This window comes from Sphingomonas sp. 1185 (assembly GCF_040544655.1).
Classification (GTDB): domain Bacteria; phylum Pseudomonadota; class Alphaproteobacteria; order Sphingomonadales; family Sphingomonadaceae; genus Sphingomonas.
Genome location: NZ_JBEPKL010000005.1, coordinates 1 through 24,539 on the forward strand (window position 1 = coordinate 1; position 24,539 = coordinate 24,539).

23 protein-coding genes are annotated in these 24,539 nt (G+C 68.0%); 7 read left to right on the forward strand and 16 right to left on the reverse strand.

The annotated features are described in order from the left end of the window. The first annotated feature begins 215 nt into the window (after nt 1-215). The 4 genes from ABIC44_RS05440 to ABIC44_RS05455 all read left to right on the forward strand — a co-directional run bounded on the left by ABIC44_RS05440 (nt 216) and on the right by ABIC44_RS05455 (nt 2,756). Entirely contained in the window at nt 216-647 is a 432-nt protein-coding gene (locus tag ABIC44_RS05440) for a VOC family protein (protein WP_354294182.1), read from the forward strand. After that, nucleotides 644-946 (forward strand): polyhydroxyalkanoic acid system family protein, encoded by a 303-nt coding sequence (locus ABIC44_RS05445; protein WP_354294184.1) that lies wholly within the window; start codon nt 644-646, stop codon nt 944-946. The genes ABIC44_RS05440 and ABIC44_RS05445 overlap by 4 nt, the downstream gene beginning before the upstream one ends. A 41-nt stretch (nt 947-987) precedes the next feature. Next, nucleotides 988-1,617, forward strand: coding sequence for a LysE family translocator (locus ABIC44_RS05450; RefSeq protein WP_307104734.1), 630 nt, complete (start codon nt 988-990; stop codon nt 1,615-1,617). A 212-nt stretch (nt 1,618-1,829) separates the two neighbouring features. Continuing rightward, nucleotides 1,830-2,756, forward strand: a complete 927-nt coding sequence (locus tag ABIC44_RS05455; RefSeq protein ID WP_354294185.1) for an IS110 family RNA-guided transposase — start codon at nt 1,830-1,832, stop codon at nt 2,754-2,756. Between the two features lie 25 nt (nt 2,757-2,781). Here ABIC44_RS05455 and ABIC44_RS05460 read toward each other — a convergent pair whose 3' ends face one another. Further along, a complete protein-coding gene (locus tag ABIC44_RS05460; RefSeq protein ID WP_354294187.1) occupies nt 2,782-4,113 on the reverse strand; it encodes a PQQ-dependent sugar dehydrogenase in 1,332 nt (443 codons plus the stop codon). A gap of 128 nt (nt 4,114-4,241) precedes the next feature. Here ABIC44_RS05460 and ABIC44_RS05465 point away from each other — a divergent pair, with 128 nt between their 5' ends. Further along, nucleotides 4,242-5,090 carry a hypothetical protein gene (locus ABIC44_RS05465; RefSeq protein WP_354294188.1) on the forward strand — a complete coding sequence of 283 codons (849 nt, stop codon included), beginning with the start codon at nt 4,242-4,244 and terminating at the stop codon, nt 5,088-5,090. 813 nt (nt 5,091-5,903) lie between these two features. Here the strand turns inward: ABIC44_RS05465 and ABIC44_RS05470 are convergent. The 12 genes from ABIC44_RS05470 to ABIC44_RS05525 form a co-directional block, all read right to left on the reverse strand. Then, nucleotides 5,904-6,809, reverse strand: coding sequence for a hemolysin family protein (locus ABIC44_RS05470; RefSeq protein ID WP_354294190.1), 906 nt, complete (start codon nt 6,807-6,809; stop codon nt 5,904-5,906). Between the two features lie 9 nt (nt 6,810-6,818). Beyond that, a complete protein-coding gene (gene ybeY / locus ABIC44_RS05475) occupies nt 6,819-7,334 on the reverse strand; it encodes an rRNA maturation RNase YbeY (protein WP_307102851.1) in 516 nt (171 codons plus the stop codon). Nucleotides 7,335-7,428: 94 nt separating this feature from the next. Beyond that, nucleotides 7,429-8,427, reverse strand: a complete 999-nt coding sequence (locus tag ABIC44_RS05480; RefSeq protein ID WP_354294192.1) for a PhoH family protein — start codon at nt 8,425-8,427, stop codon at nt 7,429-7,431. Between the two features lie 401 nt (nt 8,428-8,828). After that, nucleotides 8,829-10,151 (reverse strand): tRNA (N6-isopentenyl adenosine(37)-C2)-methylthiotransferase MiaB, encoded by a 1,323-nt coding sequence (gene miaB, locus ABIC44_RS05485; protein ID WP_354294194.1) that lies wholly within the window; start codon nt 10,149-10,151, stop codon nt 8,829-8,831. 98 nt (nt 10,152-10,249) lie between these two features. Continuing rightward, complete coding sequence (locus tag ABIC44_RS05490) at nt 10,250-10,999, reverse strand: lysophospholipid acyltransferase family protein (protein WP_354294196.1); 750 nt, start codon at nt 10,997-10,999, stop codon at nt 10,250-10,252. Further along, the gene (locus tag ABIC44_RS05495) at nt 10,996-11,418 is read right to left on the reverse strand and encodes a Fur family transcriptional regulator (protein WP_007406973.1); all 423 of its coding nucleotides are present in this window, start codon (nt 11,416-11,418) and stop codon (nt 10,996-10,998) included. The genes ABIC44_RS05490 and ABIC44_RS05495 overlap by 4 nt, the downstream gene beginning before the upstream one ends. Nucleotides 11,419-11,517: 99 nt before the next feature. Then, a complete protein-coding gene (locus ABIC44_RS05500) occupies nt 11,518-11,988 on the reverse strand; it encodes a GNAT family N-acetyltransferase (RefSeq protein WP_354294198.1) in 471 nt (156 codons plus the stop codon). Further along, on the reverse strand, nt 11,988-12,626 hold the full coding sequence (gene tsaB / locus ABIC44_RS05505; RefSeq protein ID WP_354294199.1) for a tRNA (adenosine(37)-N6)-threonylcarbamoyltransferase complex dimerization subunit type 1 TsaB: 639 nt from the start codon (nt 12,624-12,626) through the stop codon (nt 11,988-11,990). The genes ABIC44_RS05500 and tsaB overlap by 1 nt, the downstream gene beginning before the upstream one ends. 7 nt (nt 12,627-12,633) lie before the next feature. Further along, nucleotides 12,634-13,224 (reverse strand): malonic semialdehyde reductase, encoded by a 591-nt coding sequence (locus ABIC44_RS05510; RefSeq protein ID WP_307102863.1) that lies wholly within the window; start codon nt 13,222-13,224, stop codon nt 12,634-12,636. Continuing rightward, entirely contained in the window at nt 13,224-13,796 is a 573-nt protein-coding gene (locus ABIC44_RS05515) for a NifU family protein (RefSeq protein WP_307102865.1), read from the reverse strand. The genes ABIC44_RS05510 and ABIC44_RS05515 overlap by 1 nt, the downstream gene beginning before the upstream one ends. Before the next feature lie 146 nt (nt 13,797-13,942). Next, nucleotides 13,943-15,685: a methyl-accepting chemotaxis protein gene (locus ABIC44_RS05520; protein ID WP_354294201.1), complete on the reverse strand. Its 1,743-nt coding sequence runs from the start codon at nt 15,683-15,685 to the stop codon at nt 13,943-13,945. Nucleotides 15,686-15,788: 103 nt separating this feature from the next. After that, entirely contained in the window at nt 15,789-16,505 is a 717-nt protein-coding gene (locus tag ABIC44_RS05525; RefSeq protein ID WP_354294203.1) for an aspartyl/asparaginyl beta-hydroxylase domain-containing protein, read from the reverse strand. 200 nt (nt 16,506-16,705) lie between these two features. Between ABIC44_RS05525 and ABIC44_RS05530 the strand changes: the two genes are divergently transcribed. Together ABIC44_RS05530 and typA are read left to right on the forward strand one after the other, a co-directional pair. Beyond that, nucleotides 16,706-19,666 (forward strand): M16 family metallopeptidase, encoded by a 2,961-nt coding sequence (locus tag ABIC44_RS05530; RefSeq protein WP_354294205.1) that lies wholly within the window; start codon nt 16,706-16,708, stop codon nt 19,664-19,666. 153 nt (nt 19,667-19,819) lie between these two features. Next, nucleotides 19,820-21,661 carry a translational GTPase TypA gene (gene typA / locus ABIC44_RS05535; protein WP_354294207.1) on the forward strand — a complete coding sequence of 614 codons (1,842 nt, stop codon included), beginning with the start codon at nt 19,820-19,822 and terminating at the stop codon, nt 21,659-21,661. Nucleotides 21,662-22,025: 364 nt separating this feature from the next. On the opposite strand, the gene ABIC44_RS05540 is transcribed toward typA, so the two are convergent. The 3 genes from ABIC44_RS05540 to ABIC44_RS05550 all read right to left on the reverse strand — a co-directional run bounded on the left by ABIC44_RS05540 (nt 22,026) and on the right by ABIC44_RS05550 (nt 24,245). Beyond that, entirely contained in the window at nt 22,026-22,526 is a 501-nt protein-coding gene (locus tag ABIC44_RS05540) for a hypothetical protein (RefSeq protein ID WP_354294209.1), read from the reverse strand. Between the two features lie 135 nt (nt 22,527-22,661). Further along, nucleotides 22,662-23,549 carry an LOG family protein gene (locus ABIC44_RS05545; protein ID WP_307102875.1) on the reverse strand — a complete coding sequence of 296 codons (888 nt, stop codon included), beginning with the start codon at nt 23,547-23,549 and terminating at the stop codon, nt 22,662-22,664. 33 nt (nt 23,550-23,582) lie between these two features. Then, entirely contained in the window at nt 23,583-24,245 is a 663-nt protein-coding gene (locus ABIC44_RS05550; RefSeq protein ID WP_354294211.1) for an extensin-like domain-containing protein, read from the reverse strand. Nucleotides 24,246-24,539 lie beyond the last annotated feature (294 nt).

Sequence of the window (24,539 nt, forward strand, 5' to 3'; positions counted from 1 at the left end):
GGCTCGCTCAACCCCTCACCCAAGCTGCGCTAGCCAGCAGGCTGGCAAGCTTCGCTAACCCTCTCCCCTGTCCAGGGGAGAGGGAAGAAGACGCAGTCCTGAGTGTCGATCCGACCCAAGGGGCCCGCCCCCTCCACCCCGCTGCGTATGTGCAAGCGAGCCGCGCCGGGGAGGAAAGGGTGGCAAAACGGACCCCGCCTCCCTAGCTTCCCTCCATGACCCTGCGCCCCTTCCACCTCGCCTTCCCGGTCCACGACCTGGCCGCTGCCCGCCATTTCTATGGCGAGATTCTCGGCTGTGCCGAGGGGCGTTCGAGCGATCACTGGATCGACTTCGACCTGTTCGGGCATCAGATCGTCGCGCATCTCGACCCCGCCGCACAGCCGGTCGCGGTGGAGAATGCGGTCGACGGCCATCAGGTGCCGGTGCCGCATTTCGGCGTCGTGCTGACCATGGCGGACTGGCAGGCGCTGGCCGCACGGGTCGAGGCGGCGGGCGTGACGTTCGGCATCGCGCCCTATGTCCGCTTCAAGGGGCAACCCGGCGAGCAGGCGACGATGTTCTTCCGCGACCCCAGCGGCAATGCGCTGGAGTTCAAGGCCTTTGCCGATGATAAGATGCTGTTCGCCACGGAGATGCCCGCATGACCGCGCCCATTTCGCTCGATATCCCGCACAAGCTCGGCAAGGAGGGCGTCCGTCAGCGGCTGGACGGCGGCATCGGCAAGATCGGCCGGATGATCCCCGGCGGCGCCACGGTCGAGCATCGCTGGGACGGCGACACGATGCACTTCACCGTCGGCGCGATGGGCCAGACCATCGGCGCGGAGGCGACCGTCTATGACGACAAGGTCCATGCGGTGGTTAACCTGCCCGCCTTCCTGTCGCTGTTTTCCAGCCAGTTGGAGGCGGTCATCCGGTCGGAGGCGCCCAAGCTGCTGAAGTAGGGGCGCACGCGCGGGCTCATCGGGGAAAAGAGGGGGGAATGATGGCACTGCATACATGGTGGCTCTTCGTCGGGGCGGTGTTCCTCCTGTCGGGCACGCCCGGCCCCAACATGCTGCACATCATGACCCGCTCGGTCGATATGGGGCTGAGGCGCAGCACGGCCGCCATGGCCGGATGCCTGAGCGCGGTGGTGATCGTGCTGGCCGCGTCCGCCGCGGGGCTGACGACCGTGCTGCTGGCGCTGCCCGGCGCGTTCGAGGTGATCCGCTATGCGGGCGTCGCCTATCTGCTGTTCCTGGGGATCAAGGCGTGGCGCGCGGACGTCGCGCCGGTCGATGTCGGTGACGGCGCGATCCCGCCCAGCCTGTCGCACCGCGCGGTCTTTCGCGGCGGCTTCCTGATCGGGATCAGCAACCCCAAGCTGATCCTGTTCGCCGTCGCCTTCCTGCCGCAGTTCATCAATCCCGCCAGAGCCCAGATGCCGCAATTCGCGATCCTGGTCGCCACCTTCGCGGTGATCGAGGGGCTGTGGTATGCGGTCTATGCGCTCGGCGGGCGTTCGCTGTCGCGCTATCTGGGCAGGCCGTCGGTGAAGCGCGCGTTCAACCGCCTGACGGGTGCGATCTTCATGGGCTTCGGCCTGGCGCTCCTGAAGGTGAAACCCGCCTGAGCGGGCCCTGAGCGGGAGGGCGGGGCCCGGACCGGCCGGACCCCCCCTGTCTGATGTGATGCTGGTATGACGGTGTTGCGGAAGGGAGCCCGTCCCCCCCCCCCGAGGGTCTGGAGCCCGATAGGGAGCAAGGGTCCCTTCCGCGTTGGTCACAACCCTGAACAGTTGCTTGGGACTGCTGATCCCGCACGACATGGACAGGAGCCTATACCATGCCACAAGCCGTCATCGGCTGCGACCTTTCACGTGCCGTCATCGACATTTGCGAGCTGCCATCAGGCCGGATCGGGCAGATCGCCAATACACCGGATGCCATCGCCGCCTGGCTCGACACACTCGACCACGACATCCGCCTCGTCTTCGAGGCGACCAGCGGCTGCGACGGCGACCTGATCGCCGCGCTGGCAACCCGCAGCCATCCCTTCTCGCGCGTCAATCCGCGTCAGGCGCGCGAGTTCGCCAGAGCCACCGGCACGCTCGCCAAGACCGACCGCGTCGATGCCCGGGTGCTCGCGCAGATGGGCGCGGCGCTCGACCTGCCGGCTACCATCCCGCTCAGCCCGGCGCGTTCCCGCCTGGCCGATTTCCTGCGCCGCCGCAGGCAGTTGGTCGACATGCGAAAAGCCGAAAAGCTGCATCGCCATAGCGCTGGCCAGCCCGACATCGCCCGGGCCATCGAGGCCATGATCGACATGCTCGGCCAGCAGATTGCCGAGCTCGACCGACAGATCGCAGGCTTCATCGCCCAGGACCAGCTCCTGTCCGAACAGGCGCGGCTGCTGAACGCCGTCCCCGGCATCGGACCCACCGTCCTGGCAACCCTGCTCGGTGAACTTCCCGAACTGGGCACGCTGTGCCGTCGCAAGATCGCCTCGCTCGCAGGCCTTGCACCCCACGCCCGCGAAAGCGGGACATGGCGCGGTGCCAGGCGCATCTGGGGCGGTCGACGAAAAGTCCGAGAAGCCCTCTACATCGCCGCCCTCAATGCCTCACGGCGTATCCCCGTCCTCACCGCCATGCGCGACAGGATGCGTGCCAAGGGCAAGGCGCCAAAAACCATCCTCATCGCCGTCGCCAGACAACTCCTCGTCATCCTCAATGCCATGATCCGAAAGCGACAGCCTATCGCTCTCGCATGATCATCACAGTTGCCCCCCTCTCACCTTACTGGGCGGCCTGGACCTTCCACACCACATTGCCGACATCGTCCGCCACCAGCAGGCCGCCCGTCGCCTTGTCGACGATCACGCCGACGGGACGCCCCTGCGCCTCACCCTCGGCGTTGAGGAAGCCGGTGACGACATCGACCGGCTTCACCCCCGGCACCGGAAAGCCGTTCGCGGCGAACGGCACGAACACGACCTTGTAGCCCGAGGGCGGCTTGCGGTTCCACGAGCCATGCTCGCCGACGAACACGCCCTGGGCGAAACGGTCGCCCAGCTTGGCCCCCTGTGCGAAGGTCAAGCCCAGCGCCGCGACGTGCGGGCCCAGCGCATAGTCGGGGCGCTTCACATATTGCTGGAGCGCGGGGTTGGCGGGCTGGACCCGGTCGTCGGGATAGCCGCCCCAATAATACCAGGGCCAGCCGAACTGATCGCCGAACTCCACCTGCGTCAGATAGTCGGGCGCCAGGTCCGAGCCGAGCATGTCGCGCTCGTTGACCACGGTCCATAGCCGCCCGTTCTGCGGGTTCAGCGCCATGCCGTTCGGGTTGCGCAGGCCCGAGGCATAGATCCGCCAATTCTTGTCCTTGGGCCAGACCTGCAGGATGGCGGCGCGGTATTTCTCGGCCTCCATGCCGTTCTCGGCGACGTTGCTGGCCGATCCGACCGAGACGAACAGCGTCTGGCCGTCGCCCGAGGCGATGACGTTACGCGCCCAGTGATTGCCTGCCGGGTTCAGCGGGACGACCTTTTCGGGGCGGGCGGTGATCCTGGTCTCGCCGTCGCGATACGGCACGCGCACCAGCGCATCGGTGTTGCCGATGTACAGATAGCCGTCGAACAGCACCATGCCGAAGGGCGAGTTCAGCCCGGTCAGGAACGGCGTCTTCAGATCGGCCACGCCGTCGCCATTGGTATCGCGCAGCAGGGTGATCCGGTTGGCCGACGGCACCGCCGCGCCCGCCCGGCCGAGGAAGAAGTTCATGACCCGCTGCACGATCCCGGCATTGGGCCGGGGCGGCGAGTTGGTTTCGGCCACCAGCACGTCGCCATTGGGCAGTTCGTACAGCCAGCGCGGATGGTCGAGCCCGCTCGCAAAGGCCTGGATCGCCAGCCCCGGCGCCACGCTCGGCTTGGCCCCGTTCGCCCAGCCCACCGGCTTGGCGATGTCGACGGTCGGGATCACCTGCTCACGCGGTGCCCCGATGGTCGGCTGCTTGCCCGCCACCTGGTCGACGCTCAGCCGGGCCGTGTCGGGCCAAGCCAGCCAGACGACGATGGCGATGCCGATCAGGACGATGATGCCGGATACGATCAGGACGTGTTTGCGCATAGGCCGAAACTAGGCGGATCGCGGCGACGGGGGAAGGGGGGGCGGCCAAATCCCGCTATGGTGCCGAAACGATATTTTCGTCATTCTGTGACGTGCGTTGGGAAGGCTTGGGAGGGCATGACATGCGCATGAGGAAGATGGCTGGCCGTTGGGGCCAGCGGATTGCAATTATCTCGCTGGTGGCGGCAACACATCCGGCGCGGGCACAGGATCGTGACACGCCCCGGGAATCGCAGGGGCGGGATGTCGTCGTCCAGGGTGACAGGCTGCCGAGCACCAAAGCACCGCCGCCGCCGGGGATCACGGTGGAGAGCGATCGAATCGTAAACCGCCTGCTCGATGAAAAGGCGCAGATGTTCATCCGCTGTGCGCCCTTTTTCCCACCCAAAATCCTGCGCCGAGCGATCGACGGCCAACTCAACAGGACGACGACCCTGTTTGCCATGGACAGCTTCATTCGTGCCAATCAGGCATGCTGGCCAGACATGCCGTCACCGCCCTTGCCGCCGCCGCCCAATCTGGCAAGTTGCTGGCAGGTCTATACCGTCACGGGCCTTCCCGTGTGCCGTAGCAATTACGACCGGGGCGCAGTGTTAGAAGCAGCCATCGCACGATTCGCGCCCGATGCGGCCCTGACCACGCGGGAGGTCGACGATCCGGCGGCGATCGCTCGTATGGAGAAGCAGGAGAAGGAGCGGTTGCTCTTCGCTTATTCAGATGAGAAAATCCGGGCGCAGGCCATGCAATGTCTGGTTCGTGCGGAGCCGGACGAAACCACGCGGATGGTCCATGCGCATGGCGATCCGGCGCTACAGACCCAATATGTCTATCGCATCCTCGACCGGGCCAAACATTGTCTGGGCAATCCCGAGCGGATCAAGGTTGAGCCGCTCCATCTTCGTTATGCGCTTACCGACGCCTTTTATCGCTGGGTCGTGGCGGTGCGCGGCGTGGATTCCCTGCTCCCCGCCGCCTGAAAATGGCGGCCGCCGGTGCCATAGGGGAGTGCACCAGCGGCCTTCGATGGCGCGAATGTCAGGGAGTTTACTCGCGCTATCGATCCTGGGGACTGGCAGTTCTTCGGGCACGGAACATGCCAGAAAGCTTTGCGATGCTCCGGGGCAGCTTCCATGTCCTGACCTGACCCCTATCGTGCCTCGTCCGTCCGCGCTAATGCATTAGGATGGCCAGTGTAATCGAGTGAGTGATTTGGAGCAGGCGCGATAGCGTCTAAACCGAGCCATCCCTCATTGCTGGTCGCTGTTCCGCCAATGCAGCCTACCTCTTGCCGTTCGCGCCACGAAGCAGGCATGGCATGAGAAAGCTACGGACATTCATTCCCGTGTTCGGAACGATCGCTGTCTTGGCGTGCTTACGGCGCCGCAGCCTGCCCAAGCGGTGCCGCCCTGCGAGCAGAGAATCCGCGTCCACTACTCGGCCTATGACCCACAGGGTCGTCTGCGGCTCGATACGCAGCATTCCAGCTATGAGGAATGTGTCTAGGAAGAAACGGCATTACGCCGCTCCGGTTCGCACTATACCGGATTTGACGAGATGATGGCTTTTCGGCGCGAGGGCTTGGGCGACTGATCCAAATTCGTCGAAGCTGGTCCGGATAAGGTGCGGCCACCTCCACCCCTATTGGGGCAATCTGTGGATCGGTACCCTCCATCGATCGTCCCGCGCACCATCCGTGCGAAGGGGCGGGCGGCGGCAGAAAATGTCAGGCACGCCTCCCGGTCCGCCGCTGCATGGGCGTGGATGAGGTCATCCGGCCTAAAAAGCTCCGGTCACTCGACTTCAGCCGCCACCGCGGGATGCAGGCGCAGGCGGTGGATGCGGCGTTCGTCGGCCTCCGTCACCTCGATCCGCCAGCCGCTGGGATGGTCGAGGCATGTGCCGACCGGCGGCACCTGTCCCGCCATCACCGCGGTCAGGCCGCCCAGCGTGTCGACATCGTCCTCCGCCTCTTCGAGCGCGGGGTCGACGGTGCGCGCGACCTCCTCCAGCCCGACCCGCGCATCGGCATCCCAGGCCCCGCCGTCGAGCGGCACCAGCAGCGCCTGCGGCGCCTCGTCATGCTCGTCCTCGATCTCGCCGACGATTTCCTCGATCAGGTCCTCGATGGTGACGAGCCCCTCGGTCCCCGAATATTCGTCGAGCACCACCGCCAGATGCACCCGCTTCTGGCGCATGTCGGCGAGCAGATCGAGCGCGCCGCGCGACATCGGCACATAGAGCGGATCGCGGATCAGCCCGGCCAGGGTGGCGGGATGCTCCGCGCCGGTCGCCAGGATATTGAACACGTCCTTGATATGGACCATGCCGATGATCTGGTCGAGCGTCTCGCGATAGACGGGCAGGCGGCTATGCCCGGCCTCGGCGAAGATCTGGACGAGATGGTCGAAGGTCGTCCGCTCCTCGATCGCGATGATGTCGGCGCGGGGGACGCCCACATCGCCCGCGTCGCGCTCGCCGAAATGCAGGAGGTTGCGCACCATCTGCCGCTCCAGCGGGGTCAGGTCGCCCTTGGCGTCGGGGCCGGGATCGTCCTCGTGCCGGTCGATCGCCTCTTCCAGCTGGTCGCGCAGCGATTCTTCCTGATCGCCGCCGAAGATCAGGGATTTCAGCCCCTGCCAGATACCGGATTCGTGGGAGTCACCGTTGCCGGTGCTGCTACTGGGGCCGTCGGCCATCGGGGGGTGTCAGTCCTCGCGTATCAGATAGGGGTCGGCGATGCCGAGGCTGGCCAGCGCGTCGCGCTCGATCGCTTCCATCGCTTCGGCCTCGTCATCCTGCATATGGTCATAGCCTAGCAGATGAAGCACGCCGTGCACCAGCAGATGAGTCGCATGGGTTTCGGTCGCGATCCCGCGTTCGGCCGCCTCGGCGACGCACACGCCATGCGCCAGCACGATGTCGCCCAGCAGCACCTCGCCATCGTCCGAATTCTGCGTGACCGTCTCGATCAGATCGGGCTGGACCATCGGGAAGGACAGGACGTTGGTCGACTTGTCCTTTTGCCGATACTGGCGATTGAGCGCATGCACCTCGTCATCGCTGGTCAGCCGGACCGAGATCTCGATGATCGCGGGCGTGGTCAGCAAGGGGCCATGCGGCGTCCGCTCGATCGCGGCGCGGGCGGCGCGGGTGGCGAGCGCGGTCCACTGGTCCTCGTCGCCGGACCAGGGCTCTTCATGGATCAGCGCAATCTCGATCATCGGGGCCTTTCAGGGGGCGGCGGGGGCGGTCGGACGGTAAATCGCCGCCCCCTATCAACAGTTCCGGCGTTACGCCAACGAAAGGACGAGGCCGTCAGGCATTCGGCCCCTCATAGGCATCGACGATCCGCCCAACGATGGGATGGCGCACCACGTCGGCGGCGGTGAAGCGGCTCATCGCGATCCCCTCCACGCCCTCCAGGCGCCGCACCGCGTCCGCCAGGCCCGAGGCCGCGACGCCGCCGGGCAAGTCGACCTGGTTGGGATCGCCGCAGATCACCATCCGGCTGTTCTGGCCGAAGCGGGTCAGGAACATCTTCATCTGCGCAGGGGTGGTGTTCTGCGCCTCGTCGAGGATGACGAAGGCATCGGCCAGCGTCCGGCCGCGCATGAAGGCGATCGGCGCGATCTCGATCTCGCCGCTGGCGATCCGCCGCTCCACCTGCTCGGCGGGCAGGCAGTCGTAGAGCGCGTCGTAGAGCGGACGGAGATAGGGATCGACCTTCTCCTTCATGTCGCCGGGCAGGAAGCCCAGCCGCTCGCCCGCCTCGACCGCGGGGCGCGACAGGATCAGCCGCTGGACGGAGCCGGTGATGAGCTGCGCCACCGCCTGCGCGACCGCGACATAGGTCTTGCCGGTGCCCGCCGGCCCGAGCGCGAAGATCATGTCGTTGGACACGAGCTGCTTCATGTAATGCGCCTGGGCGGGCGTGCGCGGGACGATCGTCTTCTTGCGCGTGCGGATTATGATCGGCGGGGCGGACGTCCGCTCGGCGCTGAGAATGCCGTCGAGCGTCGGTTCGGAGGCCATCGCGATCGCGGCGTCGACCAGGCCGGTGTCGACCTCCTCGCCGCGCTGGATACGGGCATAGAGGTCGTTCAGCACGTCGCGGGCCAGCGCCACCTGCTCCGAGGTCCCCTCCAGCCCGACGCGGTTGCCGCGTGCGGTGATGTAGACGCCCAATCGATTTTCCAACGCGACCAGATTGCGGTCATATTGGCCGAACAGCTGCGCCAGCACTTGCGGCTTGTCGAAGCTGAGTTCCGCCCGGCTGCGTTCACCGGCCTGGGCGGGGAGGGGCTTGCGGCTCATGCGGTCCTTTCACCGTCTGTTGTCCCGCCAAGATGGGATGGCAGGGCACGGAACGCCAGCGAAATTGCATGACATAGGTGTGTCGGCGGGACGGTTTTTCGCGCGCAGAGGCGCGGAGGACGCAGAGAAGAAGAGCATTCCCTCGCGATCGGCAGACCCTCTTCTTCCTCCGCGCTCTCTGCGCCTCTGCGCGATCAGGAAGATTTGGTTCGCGCGGAGACGCGGAGGCGCGGAGAGTGCGCATCCAGCCGCGATCTCGGCCTGTTGGCCATTCGCCGTGGAAAAGGTCTTCCGGTCGCGAGGGCTGAGTGAAGCATCAGCGGGCGAGACATCTCCGCGCCTCCGCGTCTCCGCGCGAACAATCATCTTGGGCTTAGCCCGAACGGAGGTAGGGGGACGGCTTACGCCGCCGCCTTGACCTTGGCCTGTCCGGTCAGCGAGTTCGGGCCCGCCGCGACCAGTTCCACCTCGACCAGGTCGCCGATCTGGTGGTCGCCGATCAGGTGGACCGACTGCAACCAGGGCGACTTGCCGAGCATCTGGCCGGGTAGCTTGCCGCGCCGCTCGATCAGGACGGTGCAGGTCCGCCCAACGCTCGCCATGTTGAAGGCGTGCTGGTCGCGGTTGAGTGCCGCCTGAAGCCGCTGGAGCCGGTCGTCCATCACCTCGGCGGGGACCTGATCGGCCATGGTCGCGGCGGGGGTGCCGGGGCGGGGGGAGTATTTGAAGCTGAATGCCTGCGCATGGCCCATCGCATCGACCAGGCTCAGCGTGTCGGCGAACTCCGCCTCGGTCTCCCCCGGAAAGCCGACGATGAAGTCGCCCGACAATGCGATGTCGGGGCGCGCTTCGCGGACCCGGTCGATCACCCGCATATAGCTGTCGCGGCTATGCTGGCGGTTCATCGCCTTCAGGATGCGGTCGCTGCCCGACTGGACCGGCAGGTGGAGAAAGGGCATCAGGCTCTCGACATCGCGGTGCGCGTCGATCAGCCCCTGCGTCATGTCGTTGGGATGGCTGGTCGTGTAGCGGATGCGGTGAAGCCCCGGAATCCGGTCCATCTCGCGGATCAGCCCGTGCAGCCCCCGGTCGTCGGCGTCGTTCCAGGCATTGACGTTCTGGCCCAGCAGCGTGATCTCGCGCGCGCCCGCATCGACCAGCGCGCGCGCTTCGTCCATGATCGCCGAATAGGAGCGGCTGACCTCCGCCCCGCGCGTATAGGGCACCACGCAATAGGTGCAGAATTTGTCGCACCCCTCCTGCACCGTCAGGAAGGCCGAGGGGCCGACCTTGCGACGGCCGGGCAGGTGGACGAATTTCGATTCGACCGGCATGTCGGTGTCGAGCGCGGCCTCGCCCGCCGCCGCCCTCGCGACCAGGTCGGGCAGGTTGTGATAGGCCTGCGGGCCGACCACCACATCGACCTTGGCGCGGCGGACGATCTCGGGCCCTTCGGCCTGCGCGACGCAGCCAGCGACCGCGATCATCGGCTTGCGACCTTCGTCGGCGGCGTCCTTGCGGATACGGCCGATCTCCGAATAGACGCGCTCGGTCGCGCGTTCGCGGATGTGGCAGGTGTTGAGCACCACCAGATCGGCGGCACCGGCATCGTCGGTCGCCGACAGGCCTTGCGCGGCCATCAGCTCGGCCATGCGCTCGCCGTCATAGACGTTCATCTGGCAGCCGAAGGACTTGACGTGGAAGGTCTTGGGAGATGCGGGCATGACGCGCCCCTTATCGCAAATCGCGGGGCCTCGCCAGCGTCGGCGATGGGGGCGTCGCGCCGGGCAGGACAGGGCCCCCGCGCGGTGCGACAAACGGGTCAGGAGGCGGCGATGCGCGCCCGTGCCTCGGCGGCGATCGCCTTGCGGTCGGGGAAATCGGCGGGATCGAACGGCTCCAGATAATGAAGCGTCACCACGAAGCGCCCCGGTCGCCGCAGCACCCGCCTGGCATGGGCGTCGCCCGCATCGTCGCCCAGCCAGGCCAGATCGGCCGCTGCCGCGCCATAGTCGATCCGCACCGGCTGGACGCGGATGCCGGGAATGGGCGGGACCAGGGCGGCGAACAGCGCGGGCTTGAAGGGCAGGAGGTGCAGATCGTCGCCCGTCGTCCCCTCGGGAAAGATCGCGAGCGTCTGCCCCTCGGTCAGTGCGGCGCGGATGGTCGCCACCTGATCGCCGACCCCCAGGCGGTCGCCGCGCGCGACGAATAAGGTGCGGTTGAGCCCCGCCAGCCAGCCGATCAGCGGCAGCGCCGCCACCTCCGCCTTGGCGACGAAGCGGGTGCCCGATGTGCCTGCCAGAAGCAGGATGTCCATCCAGCTCAGGTGATTGGCCGCGATCATCGCATCCCGCCGGAGCGGGGTGCCGGTGACCCGAATGTCCGCGCCCAGGATGATGGCGACCCGGCGCAGGAACCGGGGCGGCCAGGGCGAGCGGCGTCCGAGTGCCCGCCAGGCGCCATGCAGCACCAGCGCGATCAGCAGGGTGCCGATAATGCACGAAAGGCGACCCGCTGCACGCAGGCCGCCCTTGTGGTCGGCATCGGACAAGGCGATGCTCGCCGTCATCCCTTGCGGTCGAGGCTGACGCCGTAAAGCTCCATCCGGTGGTCGACCAGGCGGAAGCCCAGCTTCTCGGCGATCGCCTTTTGCAGCTGTTCCAGCTCGGGGTCGACGAACTCGATCACGCGGCCGGTCTCGACATCGATCAGGTGATCGTGATGCGCCTCGGGCGAGGGTTCGTAGCGGGCGCGGCCGTCGCCGAAATCATGGCGGTCCAGGATGCCGGCTTCCTCGAACAGGCGGACGGTGCGGTACACCGTCGCGATCGAGATGCCCGGATCGATCTTGGCGGCGCGCTCATAGACCTTTTCCACATCGGGATGGTCTTCCGCTTCCGACAGGACGCGGGCGATCACGCGGCGCTGTTCGGTGATGCGCAGTCCCTTTTGCGCGCACAGCGCTTCAAGATCGATTTTGCGGGCCATGGTAACGTTCAACTCCTCGGGCTGGCCCCCTCTCTACGCGCAAAGCCTAATTGCGAAAAGGGGATAGCGACTCGCAATAACCCGGAAACTGTGATCGGGTCAGCCGATGGCGCGGGCATAGGTGTGGGCATCGTAATGCCGCCCGTCCGCGCCCTTGTAATAATTGCGCCGCTCGCCGCATTTGGCAAAGCCGTGCGCGGTATAGAACAGCACGGCCGGATTGTTCGAGCGGACCTCCAGATGCAGCGTCACCACCCCCGACGCGGCGCAGTCGGCGATCACCGAGCGGATCAGCGCGCTGGCGATCCCATGGCGGCGATGATCGGGCACGACGCCCAGCAGCAGCAGCTCCGCCTCGTCCATCACGGCGCGGGTCAGCGCGAAGCCCGCCGGTTCGCCGCCCGCCTCGGCGATCAGCAGATGGACGCCGGGCATCGCCATCACGCCCAGCAGCTGGGCCCGCGTCCAGGCCTCGCCCCATTGCGGATCGAAGGCGGCGGCCATGACCTGCTCGGCCGCGCCCGCATCGCGGGCATCCCCGGCGCGCAGCTGCACGCTGAGGCTGGCCATCAGGCGGCGAGCTCGGGCGGGGTGATGCCGCCGGGCAGCTTGGCATCGGGCGCGCGGCCATAGACGGGGCGCGGCGTCAGCCCGACCAGCCCCGGCGGCAGCCGCCAGGCCTCGGACGCATCGGGCAGCGCCTCGACCACCGGCAGGTCGGGGGCGAGCGCGGTCAGCCAGCGCACGCCGTTGCCGACCGCCACCCGTCCCTCCAGCGCGGCGAGCGCGGCATCGGGCTTCATCGAGGCGAAGGGGGAGAGCGGCGTCAGGTCGCGGGCAAAGGCCTGGACGAACACCTCGCCATGCCCGCCCTCCAGCACGACGGTCAGCGCCTCGTCCGTCCGCGTCGCAAAGGCGGCGGCGGCGACCAGCGCCAGCGAGTGATAGCCCGTGGCGCTGACGCCCCAGCCCAGCGCCAGCCCGCGCGCGGCGGCGATGCCGACCCGGATGCCGGTGAAGCTGCCGGGGCCGCAATCGACCAGGATGCGCGCCGCCCGACCGCCATCGGGCAGCGCGGCGATCATCGGCACCAGCTTCTCGGCATGGCCGCGCCCGACGACGTCATGGGCATGGCCGATCACCCGCTCGCCCTCCAGAAGGGCGACCGAGCAGGCGGCGGTGGCGGTGTCGATGACCAGCGTGCGCAAGATGGGCTCAGACGATCCGGTTGGCCTGTTCGAACGACAGGCGGGGATTGCGCGGGTGCAGCGTGCTGCGGTCGCCATAGCCGATCGTCGCGATGAAGTTGGACCGCACGCCCGGCTGGTCGGCGAAGAACGCCTTGTCCACCGCGCCCTGGTCGAAGCCCGACATCGCGCCGGTATCCAGCCCCAGCGCGCGCGCGGCCAGGATCAGATAGGCGCCCTGAAGCGAGCTGTTGCGGAAGGCGGAGGCTTCGCGCAGCTCGGTATTGCCGTCGAACCAGCTCTTGGCATCGACATGCGGGAACAGCTGCGGCAGGTTTTCGTGGAAATTGACATCCATGCCGATCACCACGGCGGCGGGGGCGGCGCGGATCTTGTCCGCGTTGCTGCCCGTCGCGCAGTCGGCCAGCCTGTCCTTCGCCTCCTGGCTCAGGCACCAGACCATGCGCGCCGGGCTCTGGTTGGTCGAGGTCGGGGCCATCTTCATCAGGTCCCAGACCGCGCGGATCTCGTCCTCGCCGACGGGCGTGTCGAGATAATGGTTGAAGGTCCGTCCTTCGCGGAACAGCCGGTCGAGGCTGGCGTCGTCGATCGGGTTCATCAGACGGCCCTCACTTCGGTGACTTCGGGGACATAATGGCGCAGCAGCTGCTCGATGCCGTTCTTGAGCGTCGCGGTGGAGGAGGGGCAACCCGCGCAGGCGCCCTGCATCTTGAGATAGACCTTGCCCTTGTCGAAGCCGCGATAGACGATGTCGCCGCCGTCATTGGCGACCGCGGGCCGGACGCGCGTGTCGATCAGTTCGCGGATCTGCGCGACGATGTCGGCATCCTCGGGATCGTCGGCGAACGCCTCTTCCTCGCCCGGAACCGCGAAGTCGGCCGCGCCCTGCCTGAACAGCGGCATCTGTGCCGAGAAATGGTCCAGCAGGATGCCCAGCACATCGGGCTTCACATCCGACCAGTCGGTGCCGGGCGCGACCGTGACCGAGACGAAGTCGCGGCCGAAGAACACGCCGGTCACGTCGCCCAGGTTGAAGATCGCCTCGGCCAGCGGGCTGGCGGCGGCTTCCTCGGGCGAGGCGAAGTCGCGGGTGCCGCTGTCCATGACCTTGCGGCCGGGCAGGAATTTCAGCGTCGCCGGATTGGGCGTCGGTTCGGTCTCGATCAGCATATCCCCCATGTGGCGCGGGTCGCGACGGGGATCAAGCACGGGCGGGGAAAGGATGCGTTTCGAATCCCCAAGCCTTGATGGTCCCCACCCGATTCCGGGGGCCGGTGCCGCCCGACTTTGTTGCGAGCGAGTCTCCAACCAGTCCCTCAGGCGACGAGGTGCAGCGGCGCCGACGGCCGGGTGCTGCGCGGCTCGGCCAGGCGGAAGCGGGCGATCGCCGCGTTCAGCTCTTCCGCCTCCTGCGCCAGGGTGCGCGCGGCGGCGGTCGCCTGTTCGACCATCGCGGCATTTTGCTGGGTGACGCCGTCCATCTCGGTCAGCGCGAGGTTGATCTGGCCCATGCTGCCCGCCTGATGCGCGGTATCCTTGGCGATGCCGGTCATCAGCGCGCCGATCTCGCCCATCCCCTGATTGATCCGGGTCAGCGCGTCGCCGGTCTGGCCGACCAGGTCGACGCCGACGCGCACCTGATCCGCGCTGGCCAGGATCCGCGCCTTCACGTCGCGCGCGGCATCCGCCGAACGCTGCGCCAGCGCGCGCACCTCGGACGCGACGACCGCGAAGCCCTTGCCCGCATCGCCCGCCCGCGCGGCTTCGACCCCGGCGTTGAGCGCGAGCAAATTGGTCTGGAAGGCGATGCCGTCGATCACCCCGATGATCGTGGCGATCTCGGTCGAGGCGTGTTCGATGTCGCCCATCGCGGCGCGCGCGCGGTCGACCACCGCGCCACCCTCACGCGCCTCGCTGCGGGTCCGTTCGACCACCTGCGCGGCCTGGGCGGCGCCGTCGGCGGCGTGGCGGACGGTGGCGGTGACCTCGTCCATCCCGGCGGCGGTCTCCTCCAGGCTGGCGGCCTGTTGCTCGGTCCGGCGGGACAGGTCGTCGGAGGCCTGGCGAATGTCGATCGCGCCCGCCCGGATACCGTCCGCCGTGCCCGCCACCGCCGCCATGGCGGCCTGCAAGGCCAGCATCGCGCCGTTGAAATCGGCCTTCAGCCGCGCGAAGGGCGCCTCCAGCGGCGCGTCGATCCGGGCGGTCAGGTCCCCCTTCGCCAGCGCGGACAGGCCCTGGCCGATGCTCGACACGATCAGGTCGGTCTGGCGCGCCTTGGCTGCCTCGGCCTCGGCCAGATGGTCGCGAAACGCCGCCATCGAGCGGGCCATCTCGCCCACCTCGTCCGCGCGCGATCCGTGCGGGATGGCGATGTCGGTCCGCCCGGCGGCCAGCGCCCCCATCGCGGCGCGCAGGTCGTGTAGCGGGCGCACCACCGTCCGCAGCGCGATGGTCACCCCCATGGCCAGCCCGACCACCGCCAGCATCGCGGTCGCGCCGATCAGGATCCAGCGACCCTGTTCGGCGGTCTCGGCGGCACGTTCGTGAAGCGCGGCGACCTCGTCCTTGAGCGCGTCGATCCGGCTGTCGGCGATCGTGGAGGCGCGCCGCTCGGCGGGGCGGACGCGCTGGCGGAAATGGGCCAGGCCGCCCGCCCGGTCGCCGCCATTGGCCAGCCGCCCGGCGATCGCCAGTTCGGCGCGCACCTGGTCCTGCGACGCCAGATAATCGGCCGATACCGATCCCGGCGGCGCGCGGCGCAGCGACGCCAGCCCGTCGCCGAAGCTGGCCAGTCGCCTGGTGAATTTGGTCAGGATCACCTGCCGCTCCGCCGGGTCCTCCTCCAGCGCCAGGTTGAGCGCATCGCGCTGCAACGACCGGCTGAGCGAGCGCAGTTCCGCCAGCCGGAACATCAGCGCGCCCGCATCGGTGGCGGCCTCATTGGCGGCGGCCACCCTTTGCGAGAGGTGAAGCGTCACCCCCGACAGGCTGGCGAGCAATATCACGGACACCAGGACCGGGGCGATCAGGCGAGCGGCGACACTTTTGATTTTCATGACAAATTTGTGACAAAAGCCAATGGAAAGAATGACTTGCCATTGGTGTCGGCGGGTTGCCAAAATATTAACGTCGCCCGCGTCACGGCCCCGGACGGGATTTTCAGGCGGGGCGGTCGCGCTGCCCCAGTCCCAACAGCGACTCGGCGATCCAGCGTCCCGGCTGGCGCAGCGGGCGGACGACCTGGACGACCAGGACGGTGCGCGTCCCGCCCGTCTCGTTCCACATTTCATGGACATAGGTGTCGTCGAACACCAGGGTCTCGCCCTCGGCCCAACGGACGATGCGATCCTTCACTCGCATCCGCGCATCGCCGTCGCGCGGGACGGCGAGCCCCAGATGGCAGGTGATCAGCCCCTTGGTCGCGCCGCGCCGGGGCGGGACATGCGCACCGGGCGCGAGTCGGGCGATATGGGCATCATGAAGCCCCGGAATCGCCGCGACGATCGCCGCCAAGCGCGGGCAGGCGCGCCAGTCCGCCCCGGCCGCCGGATCGGCTCGCACCTCGTCGCGGATCGCGGCCCAGTGGCAACGGAGCCCCGCCGTCCAGCCGAAGTCGCGCACGTCGAGCACCGGATCATTGGCGACCAGCGAGGAGGCCGCGAGCAGCCGGTCGGGCAGGTGCCGCAACCGCGCGCCGATCGCCCGGCCGAGCGACGGCCGCGCCGCCGCGTCGGTCGGCGGGAACGGAGCGGGCTGGGGCGGGACCAGCGACAGGTCGGCCCTGGGGGCGGGGGCATCCGCGTCGCATGCGCCCGATTTATGCCATATTGCGCCCTGCGAAGGACGCTGGACTCCGGCATTCATCGACTTGGTCATCACGCGCTTCATATCCCCGGCCTCGACGCCTGCACCGGGGACGTTGGCCGTCCTCCTGCCGCAAGGTCAGTGTCGCCGGACTAGCCCGCCTATGGGTCGAAATGATGGCGGCGACCCGGCGGGGGAGCGCCGCGGGACGGGGGATTGGGGCGATTTGGGGGCGACTGGCGGTGGCGCGTTCGCCGCGATAAGAGGGGGGCATGGCGTTCACGATCCGCGCGTTGCGCAGTCTTGCCCTGCCGGTCCTGATCGGGCTGGCCCTTCCCGTCATCGCCCAGGCCCCCCGGCCGGGCCCGACGGACCAGCGTTCGGTGCCGCAGGGGATGCCCGTCCCCGTCACGGTGGCGACCGCACCCGCCGCGCCCGCCGAGCGCGATCCGCTCGCGCCGCTGCCGCCCATTCCCGGCGTCGACCAGAGCGCCTGGCTCTACAAGGGCTCCGACCTGCCGCAGGACAAGGCGTGGAAGTTCGGGCGGCTGGCCAATGGCCTGCGCTTCGCGGTCCGGCGCAACGGGGTGCCGCCGGGGCAGGTGGCGGTGCGGGTGCGGATCGATGCGGGGTCGCTCAACGAACGCGACTCGGAACGCGGCTTCGCCCATCTGATCGAGCATCTGTCGTTCCGCGGCTCGCAATATGTCCCCGACGGCGAGGCCAAGCGGATTTGGCAGCGGCTGGGCGCGACCTTCGGGTCGGACTCCAACGCCTCGACCACGCCGACCCAGACCGTCTATCAGCTCGACCTGCCCGGCGCGACCGAGGCGGGGCTGGACGAGAGCCTGAAGATCCTGGCGGGCATGATGGCGGCCCCCTCGATCACCGCCCAGTCGCTGAATGCCGAGCGGCCGGTGGTGCTGGCCGAGCGGCGCGAACAGCCGGGGCCGCAGGTCCGCTATTCGGACAAGCTGCGCGAGACCTTCTTCGCCGGCCAGCCGCTCGCCGAGCGGTCGCCGATCGGGCAGCTCGCCACGCTGGAGGCGGCGACGCCGGAGAGCGTGCGGGCGTTCCACGACCGCTGGTATCGGCCCGAGCGCGCGGTGGTCGTCATCTCGGGCGACATGGACCCGCTCGTCCTGGCGCAACTGGTCACCAGGAATTTCGGCGGCTGGCAGGGCGTCGGCGCCAATCCGCCCGATCCCGATTTCGGCAGCCCCCGGGCCGATGCGCCGATGGCGGGCGCGCTGGTCGAACCCGCCCTGCCGCCGACCGTGGCGATGGGCGTGCTGCGCCCCTGGCAATATCAGGACGACACCGCGATCTTCAACCAGAAGCGGATGGTCGACATGGTCGCCGCGCGCCTGATCAGCCGCCGGCTGGAAAACCGGGCACGGGCGGGGGGCAGCTTCCTGCAGGCCAGCGTCGCGCTCGACGACGTGTCCCGCTCGGCCAATATGACGACGGTGAACGTCGTGCCTCTTGGTGAGGATTGGGAGGCCGCGCTCAAGGACGTGCGCGCGGTCATCGCCGATGCGATGGCGACCGCGCCCACCCAGGCCGAGATCGACCGCGAGCTCGCCGATTACGACGCCATCCTGCGCACCGAGGTAGAGACCGCGCGGGTCGAGGCGGGGGCCAAGCAGGCCGACGACATGGTCGGCGCGCTCGACATTCGCGAGACCGTGACCGCGCCGGAGAGCAGCTATCAGATCTTGAAGCAGGCGGTGGCGGCGCGGATGTTCACGCCCGAGACGGTGCTGGCGTCGACGCGCCGGATCTTCCAGGGGACCGCGACGCGCGCGCTGGTCAACACCCGCACCGCGCAAGCCGATGCGGTCGCCCGGCTGACCGCCGCGCTGAAGGCCGATGTCCGCCCGCTGGCCGAACAGCGCCGCCGACAGGGGACGATCAGCTTCGCCCAGCTGCCCAGGCTGGGCGCGCCGGGCAAGGTCGTGGCGCGCGAGAAGATCGATGCGCTGGGGTTGGAGAAGATCACCTTCGCCAATGGCGTGCGGCTGTTGCTGTTCGCGAATGACGGTGAGACGGCGCGCATCTATCTGCGCGTCCGGTTCGGGCGTGGCTATGACGCGCTGCCCGCCCATCGCGAAAGCCCGGCCTGGGCGGCCGATCTGGCGCTGGTGGCGGGCGGGATCGGCAAGTTCGACCAGGGCGATCTCGACCGGCTGACCGCCGGGCGGCGCATGGGGATGGACTTCGGGATCGAGGACGATGCCTTTGCCTTCAACGCGCTGAGTTCGCCCGACGACTATGCCGACAATCTGAAGCTGATGGCGGCCAAGCTGGTCGCGCCGCGCTGGGACGCCGCGCCGGTCAACCGGGCCAAGGCGGCGATGCTGGCGGGGTATGACGGGCTCGACGCCTCGCCCGACAGCGTGCTGGGCCGCGATCTGGAGCGGTTGCTGCGCGACGGCGATCCGCGCTGGGGCACCCCGCCGCGCGAGGCAGTGGCGGCGCTCACCCCCGCGTCGTTCAAGGCGCTATGGGCGCCCTTGCTCGCCTCCGGCCCGATCGAGGTGTCGGTGTTCGGCGACGTGAAGGCGGACGAGGCGATCAAGGCGGTGGCCGAGAGCCTGGGCGCGATCCCCGCGCGCAAGGTCGATGCGTCGCCCGCTCCTCCGGTCCGCTTCCCCGCGCATGTCGCCACGCCGGTCGTGCGCACCCATGGCGGCCCCGCCGACCAGGCGGCGGCGGTGATCGCCTGGCCGACCGGCGGCGGGGCGGGGGACGACCGGATCCGCAACCGGCTGGACGTGCTGGCGCAGGTCTTTTCGGACCGGCTGTTCGACCGGCTCCGTTCGCAGGCCGGGGCCAGCTACAGCCCGCAGGTCGGCAGCCAGTGGCCGCTCGGCCTGCCCGGCGGCGGGCGGATGATCGCGATCGGCATGGTCGCCCCCGACAAGGTCGACTTCTTCCTGTCGACCGCACGCGCCATCGCCGCCGACCTTGCCGCGCATCCGATCGATGCCGACGAGTTGCAGCGGATCAAGCGCCCCATGGCGCAACGGCTGATGCGGATGTCGTCGGGCAACCAGTTCTGGATGCAGCGCCTGGCGGGTGCCTCCTACGACCCCCGCCGGATCGAGGCGACCCAGCGGCTGGCACAGGATTTCGTCTCGATCGGCCCCGCCGACATCCAGGCGGTGGCGGCGAAATATCTGCGGCCTGACACCGACTGGACGCTGAAGGTGGTGCCGCGCGCCAAGTAATCCTCCCCACGAGCGGGGAGGAACCTGTCGCTTTCCCGCTCGTTTCAGCCAATCACCGCCTTTGTGCGCCGCAATATTTGCGCCACCCTTTCGCTTTGCGCAGCTTTCGGCTATGGCGCGCGGCGACATACCCTCCGAACAAGAGAAACCTGCATGAGCCTCCGCAACGTGGCGATCATCGCGCACGTCGACCATGGCAAGACGACCCTGGTCGATCAGCTGTTCCGCCAGTCGGGCACCTTCCGTGACAACCAGCGCGTGGAAGAGCGCGCGATGGACTCCAACGACCTGGAAAAGGAGCGCGGGATCACCATTCTCGCCAAGCCGACCTCGGTCGACTGGACTCCCCCGGGCAGCGACGAGTCGATCCGCATCAACATCGTCGACACCCCCGGCCACGCCGACTTCGGCGGCGAGGTGGAGCGCATCCTGTCGATGGTCGACGGCGTCGTCCTGCTGGTCGACTCGTCGGAAGGCGCGATGCCGCAGACCAAGTTCGTGACCGGCAAGGCGCTGGCGCTCGGCCTGAAGCCGATCGTCGTCGTCAACAAGGTCGACCGCGCCGACGCGCGTATCCAGGAAGTGCTGGACGAAGTGTTCGACCTGTTCGTCTCGCTCGACGCGAATGACGAGCAGCTGGACTTCCCGGTCCTCTACGCCTCGGGCCGCAACGGCTATGCCTCGACCGACATGGACGCGCGCGAAGGCACGCTGATCCCGATGTTCGAGACGATCGTGAACCATGTCCCCGCCCCGAAGGTAGAAGTCGAGGACGTGCCCTTCACCTTCCTGGTGACGTTGCTCGACCGCGACAATTTCCTGGGTCGCATCCTGACCGGCCGCGTCAACTCGGGCACGGTCAAGCTGAACCAGGCGATCCATGCGCTCGACGCCGAGGGCAATGTGATCGAAACCGGCCGCGCGTCGAAGATCCTGTCGTTCCGCGGCCTGGACCGCGTGCCGGTCGAGGAAGCCAAGGCGGGCGACATCATCTCGCTGGCCGGTCTGGCGGTCGCGACGGTGGCGAACACCATCGCCGACACCAGCGTGTCCGAGCCGCTGCAGGCGCAGCCGATCGATCCGCCGACGCTGTCGATGCGTTTCGCGGTCAACGACTCGCCGATGGCGGGCCGTGAGGGCACCAAGGTCACCAGCCGCATGATCCGCGACCGCCTGATGCGCGAAGCGGAATCGAACGTCGCGGTGAAGGTCACCGAGAGCGACGACCGCGACAGCTTCGAGGTTGCCGGTCGCGGCGAACTCCAGCTCGGCGTTCTGATCGAGACGATGCGCCGCGAAGGCTTCGAGCTGGGCATCAGCCGCCCGCGCGTGCTGTTCGGCGAGGACGAGGACGGCAAGAAGACCGAGCCGTACGAAACCGTCATCATCGACGTGGACGAGGAATATTCGGGCACGGTCGTCGAGAAGATGAACCTGCGCAAGGCCGAGATGACCGACATGCGTCCCTCGGGCGGCGGCAAGACCCGCATCACCTTCTCCGCGCCGTCGCGCGGCATGATCGGCTATCACGGCGAGTTCCTGTCGGACACGCGCGGCACCGGCATCATGAACCGCCTGTTCGAGAAGTACGGCCCCCACAAGGGCAAGATCGAAGGCCGCAAGAACGGCGTCCTGATCTCGAACGGCGCGGGCGAAGCGCAGGGCTATGCGCTGGGTCCGCTCGAAGAGCGCGGCATCCTGTTCGTCGGGCACGGCGAAGCGCTGTATGAAGGCATGATCATCGGCGAGAACGCCAAGACGGATGACCTCGAGGTCAACCCGATGAAGGCGAAGCAGCTGACCAACTTCCGCGCGTCGGGCGGCAAGGATGACGCCATCCGCCTGACCCCGCCGAAGAAGATGACGCTGGAACAGGCCATCGCCTATATCGACGACGATGAAATGGTCGAAGTGACCCCGAAGTCGATCCGTCTGCGCAAGCGCTTCCTGGATCCCAACGAGCGCAAGCGCGCCGCGCGCTCGAAGGCGGCGTAACAGCCAGCCTGTCGGAAAGGGGGTCGGACGGAAACGTCCGGCCCTTTTTCTTTGGGGGCGGCGGCCTGTCCAGAGGAAGGACGCGGCGGCCTTCAATCACGCCTCCGATCACCGACTGCGAACAAGTTTGTTGGCGCGATAGTGTTTATCCCGATACATGGATCGTCATAGAGAGACGGGGAGGGGTGTCATGGCACTGGCCATTGAAATCGGTGTGAGCTGGATAGTAGGTTCGGTCGTGTTTGGCTGCGCGATCGCCCGGATGATTCCGACGACTCGCTGACGCGCGGGCGGCGTTTTCCGCCGCCCGGCTCGGTCATGAGCGGGGGCTGATGATCGGCGGGTGAGGACGGCCCGAATGGGCTCAGCGGCTGCCCGAGCGGGTGGAGGACGCACACCCGACCAGATCGAAGAATTGCGTGGCGGCCCGATCGCGCTGGCCCGTGTCGCCATGCCACGCCGCGTCGCGCAGTTCGGGAAGCAGGATGTGCGCGGGTGCCGGTCCGCCGCGCCGTGGCACCGATCCGATGACATCATAGGCGGCGGTCGTTCCGACATAGGCCATGTCGCCCAGCGGCCGGGGCCCGCCATCGGGGGAGGGCGGGTGCCAGCCGGGCCGGGTCACGTCGGTCGTGGAGGCCAGATGCTGGCGGCCGTCGGTGCCGCCGTTCCAGGGCAGCCACCAGAGACGCCGCCCGCTATCGCCGAAGCGAATGGCCATGGCGACCCCGGCGGGCCATTGCGGGCCGCTGTCGACCGGGCGGAACGCGGCGGTCACGCTCGGCTGATGGCGCAGCACGTAGCGAGCATTCTCGACCCGGCAATGATCCGCAGCGACGGAAGCGAAAAAGGCCAGCGCAAGCATCGACGATCATCCCAAGAGGTGCCGCGATCATGCGCGACGCCGTGGGCGAAGACAATCGATTCCCGCCGCCAACGACAAAGCCCGCCTTCTTGCGAAGACGGGCTTTGGAAACCGCTTTTGTCGGGTTGCCGGGGTTCAGCCCCGCTCGGCTTCCTTGCGGGCGCGTTCCTCATAGAAGTTGCGCACCACGTCCCAGGCTTCCTCGGCGGTCTCGACATAGGTGAAGATGCCCAGGTCGCGCTCGGACACCACGCCCTCCTCGACCAGCGCCTCGAAATTGACGACGCGCTCCCAGAAGGCCCGGCCGAACAGCAGCACGGGAATGGGCTGGATCTTGCCGGTCTGGATCAGCGTCAGCAGCTCGAACAGTTCGTCAAACGTCCCGAACCCGCCCGGAAAGGCCGCCAGCGCGCGCGCATGGAGCAGGAAGTGCATCTTGCGCAGCGCGAAATAGTGGAACTGCAGGCTCAGCGACGGCGTGACGTAAGGGTTGGGCGCCTGCTCGTGCGGCAGGACGATGTTCAGGCCCACCGACTCGGCGCCGACGTCATGCGCGCCGCGATTGGCCGCCTCCATGATCGACGGGCCGCCGCCCGAGCAGACGACGAACTGCCGCATGCCCCGATCGTCGCGCGGCAGGCGGCTGGTGATCTGCGCCAGTTCGCGCGCGATGTCGTAATATTTGCTCTTTGCGACGAGATTCTCGGCGATCTTGCGCGACTTGTCGTCATGCGCCAGCTCCAGCATCGCCTGCGCCTTGGCAGGCTCTGGGATGCGCGCCGAGCCGTAGAAGACGAAGGTCGAGGCGATCTTGGCCTCTTCGAGCAGCAGCTGCGCCTTCAGCAATTCCAGCTGGAAACGGACGGGGCGAAGGTCTTCGCGCAGCAGGAAGTCCATGTCCTGAAAGGCCAGCGTATAGGCCGGGCTTTCGGTCTGCGGCGTCGAGACGATCGTCTTGGCGCTTTCGGCGTCCTGGCTGGCATTGGGGAAGACGCGGTTCGGTACTTGGGTCTTATCGGTCATTTCGGATGATGTAGGGGATCGCCGGGGCCGATGCTACCGGCAAAAACGGGCGTTATCGTCTTCCAGATGCAGGTGATTGCGGTGCGCGGCGTTATAGTCGGGGCTGAGCACCGTGCCGAAGCGCCGACAGGCGGATGCGCGAATCGTCGTCCAGAACTGGCGGATTTGCGGATCGGTGGAATACCAGTCGTTCAACAGGGTGATCCGCCGCCCGTCCTTCAGCACGAAGCCGCCGACATCCACCGCATTGGCCAGCGCATGGCCCGATCGCCGATCCCCCATCCGCGTGGTGCCGACGATGTTGCGACAGGCATAGCTGCCCATCCCCTCGACCTTGACCAGTTGCGATCCCAATATCTGCCAGGCGGCGGGGGCGACGGCATTGCGCACCCATCCGGCAAAGGCGCGGGCATTGCCGCACCGCATCGCGGTGACGCCGGTCACGGGCACGCCGATATCGGTCAGTTGCACCGCGCCGTACAGGCCGCAGCCCGGCCCCAATTCCTTGTCGGGCAGGCGGCGATAGGCCACGCCCTCGCGCCGCAGATCGGCCTCGCACTGCGCGGTTTCGCGGGCCGGCGGGCGATAGGGCTCGGGGCGCGAGGCCGGTTGCGAGGGCCGGTCGGGACGGCCGCATCCCGAAAGCAGAACGGCCCCGAGAATCGGGAGGGCGAGGGAAAGGGGAACGCGAACCATGTATCCCCTTGTCCGCTGCCGCTGCGCTTTTGTCAGCCCCGATCCGGCGTGCGGAGCCGGGGTTGCGACATGCTCCGGCCCATCGCCGGGCTGGCCGTGCAGCGCGGTCGCGGTGGCGTCGGGTGGCTGACGACCTCTGTCGCTGCAACCGTTTCGACATGCTTGGCGAAGGCCCGGATCGACGCAAAATTGCGCCGTTGCGATTGTGGTTGTCATCTTCGATCGACATCGCTAGGGCCGTCGACGGGCCACGCGGTCCCAACGCCGCGCGTGCTCTCTGTGAGGAGAGTCTTA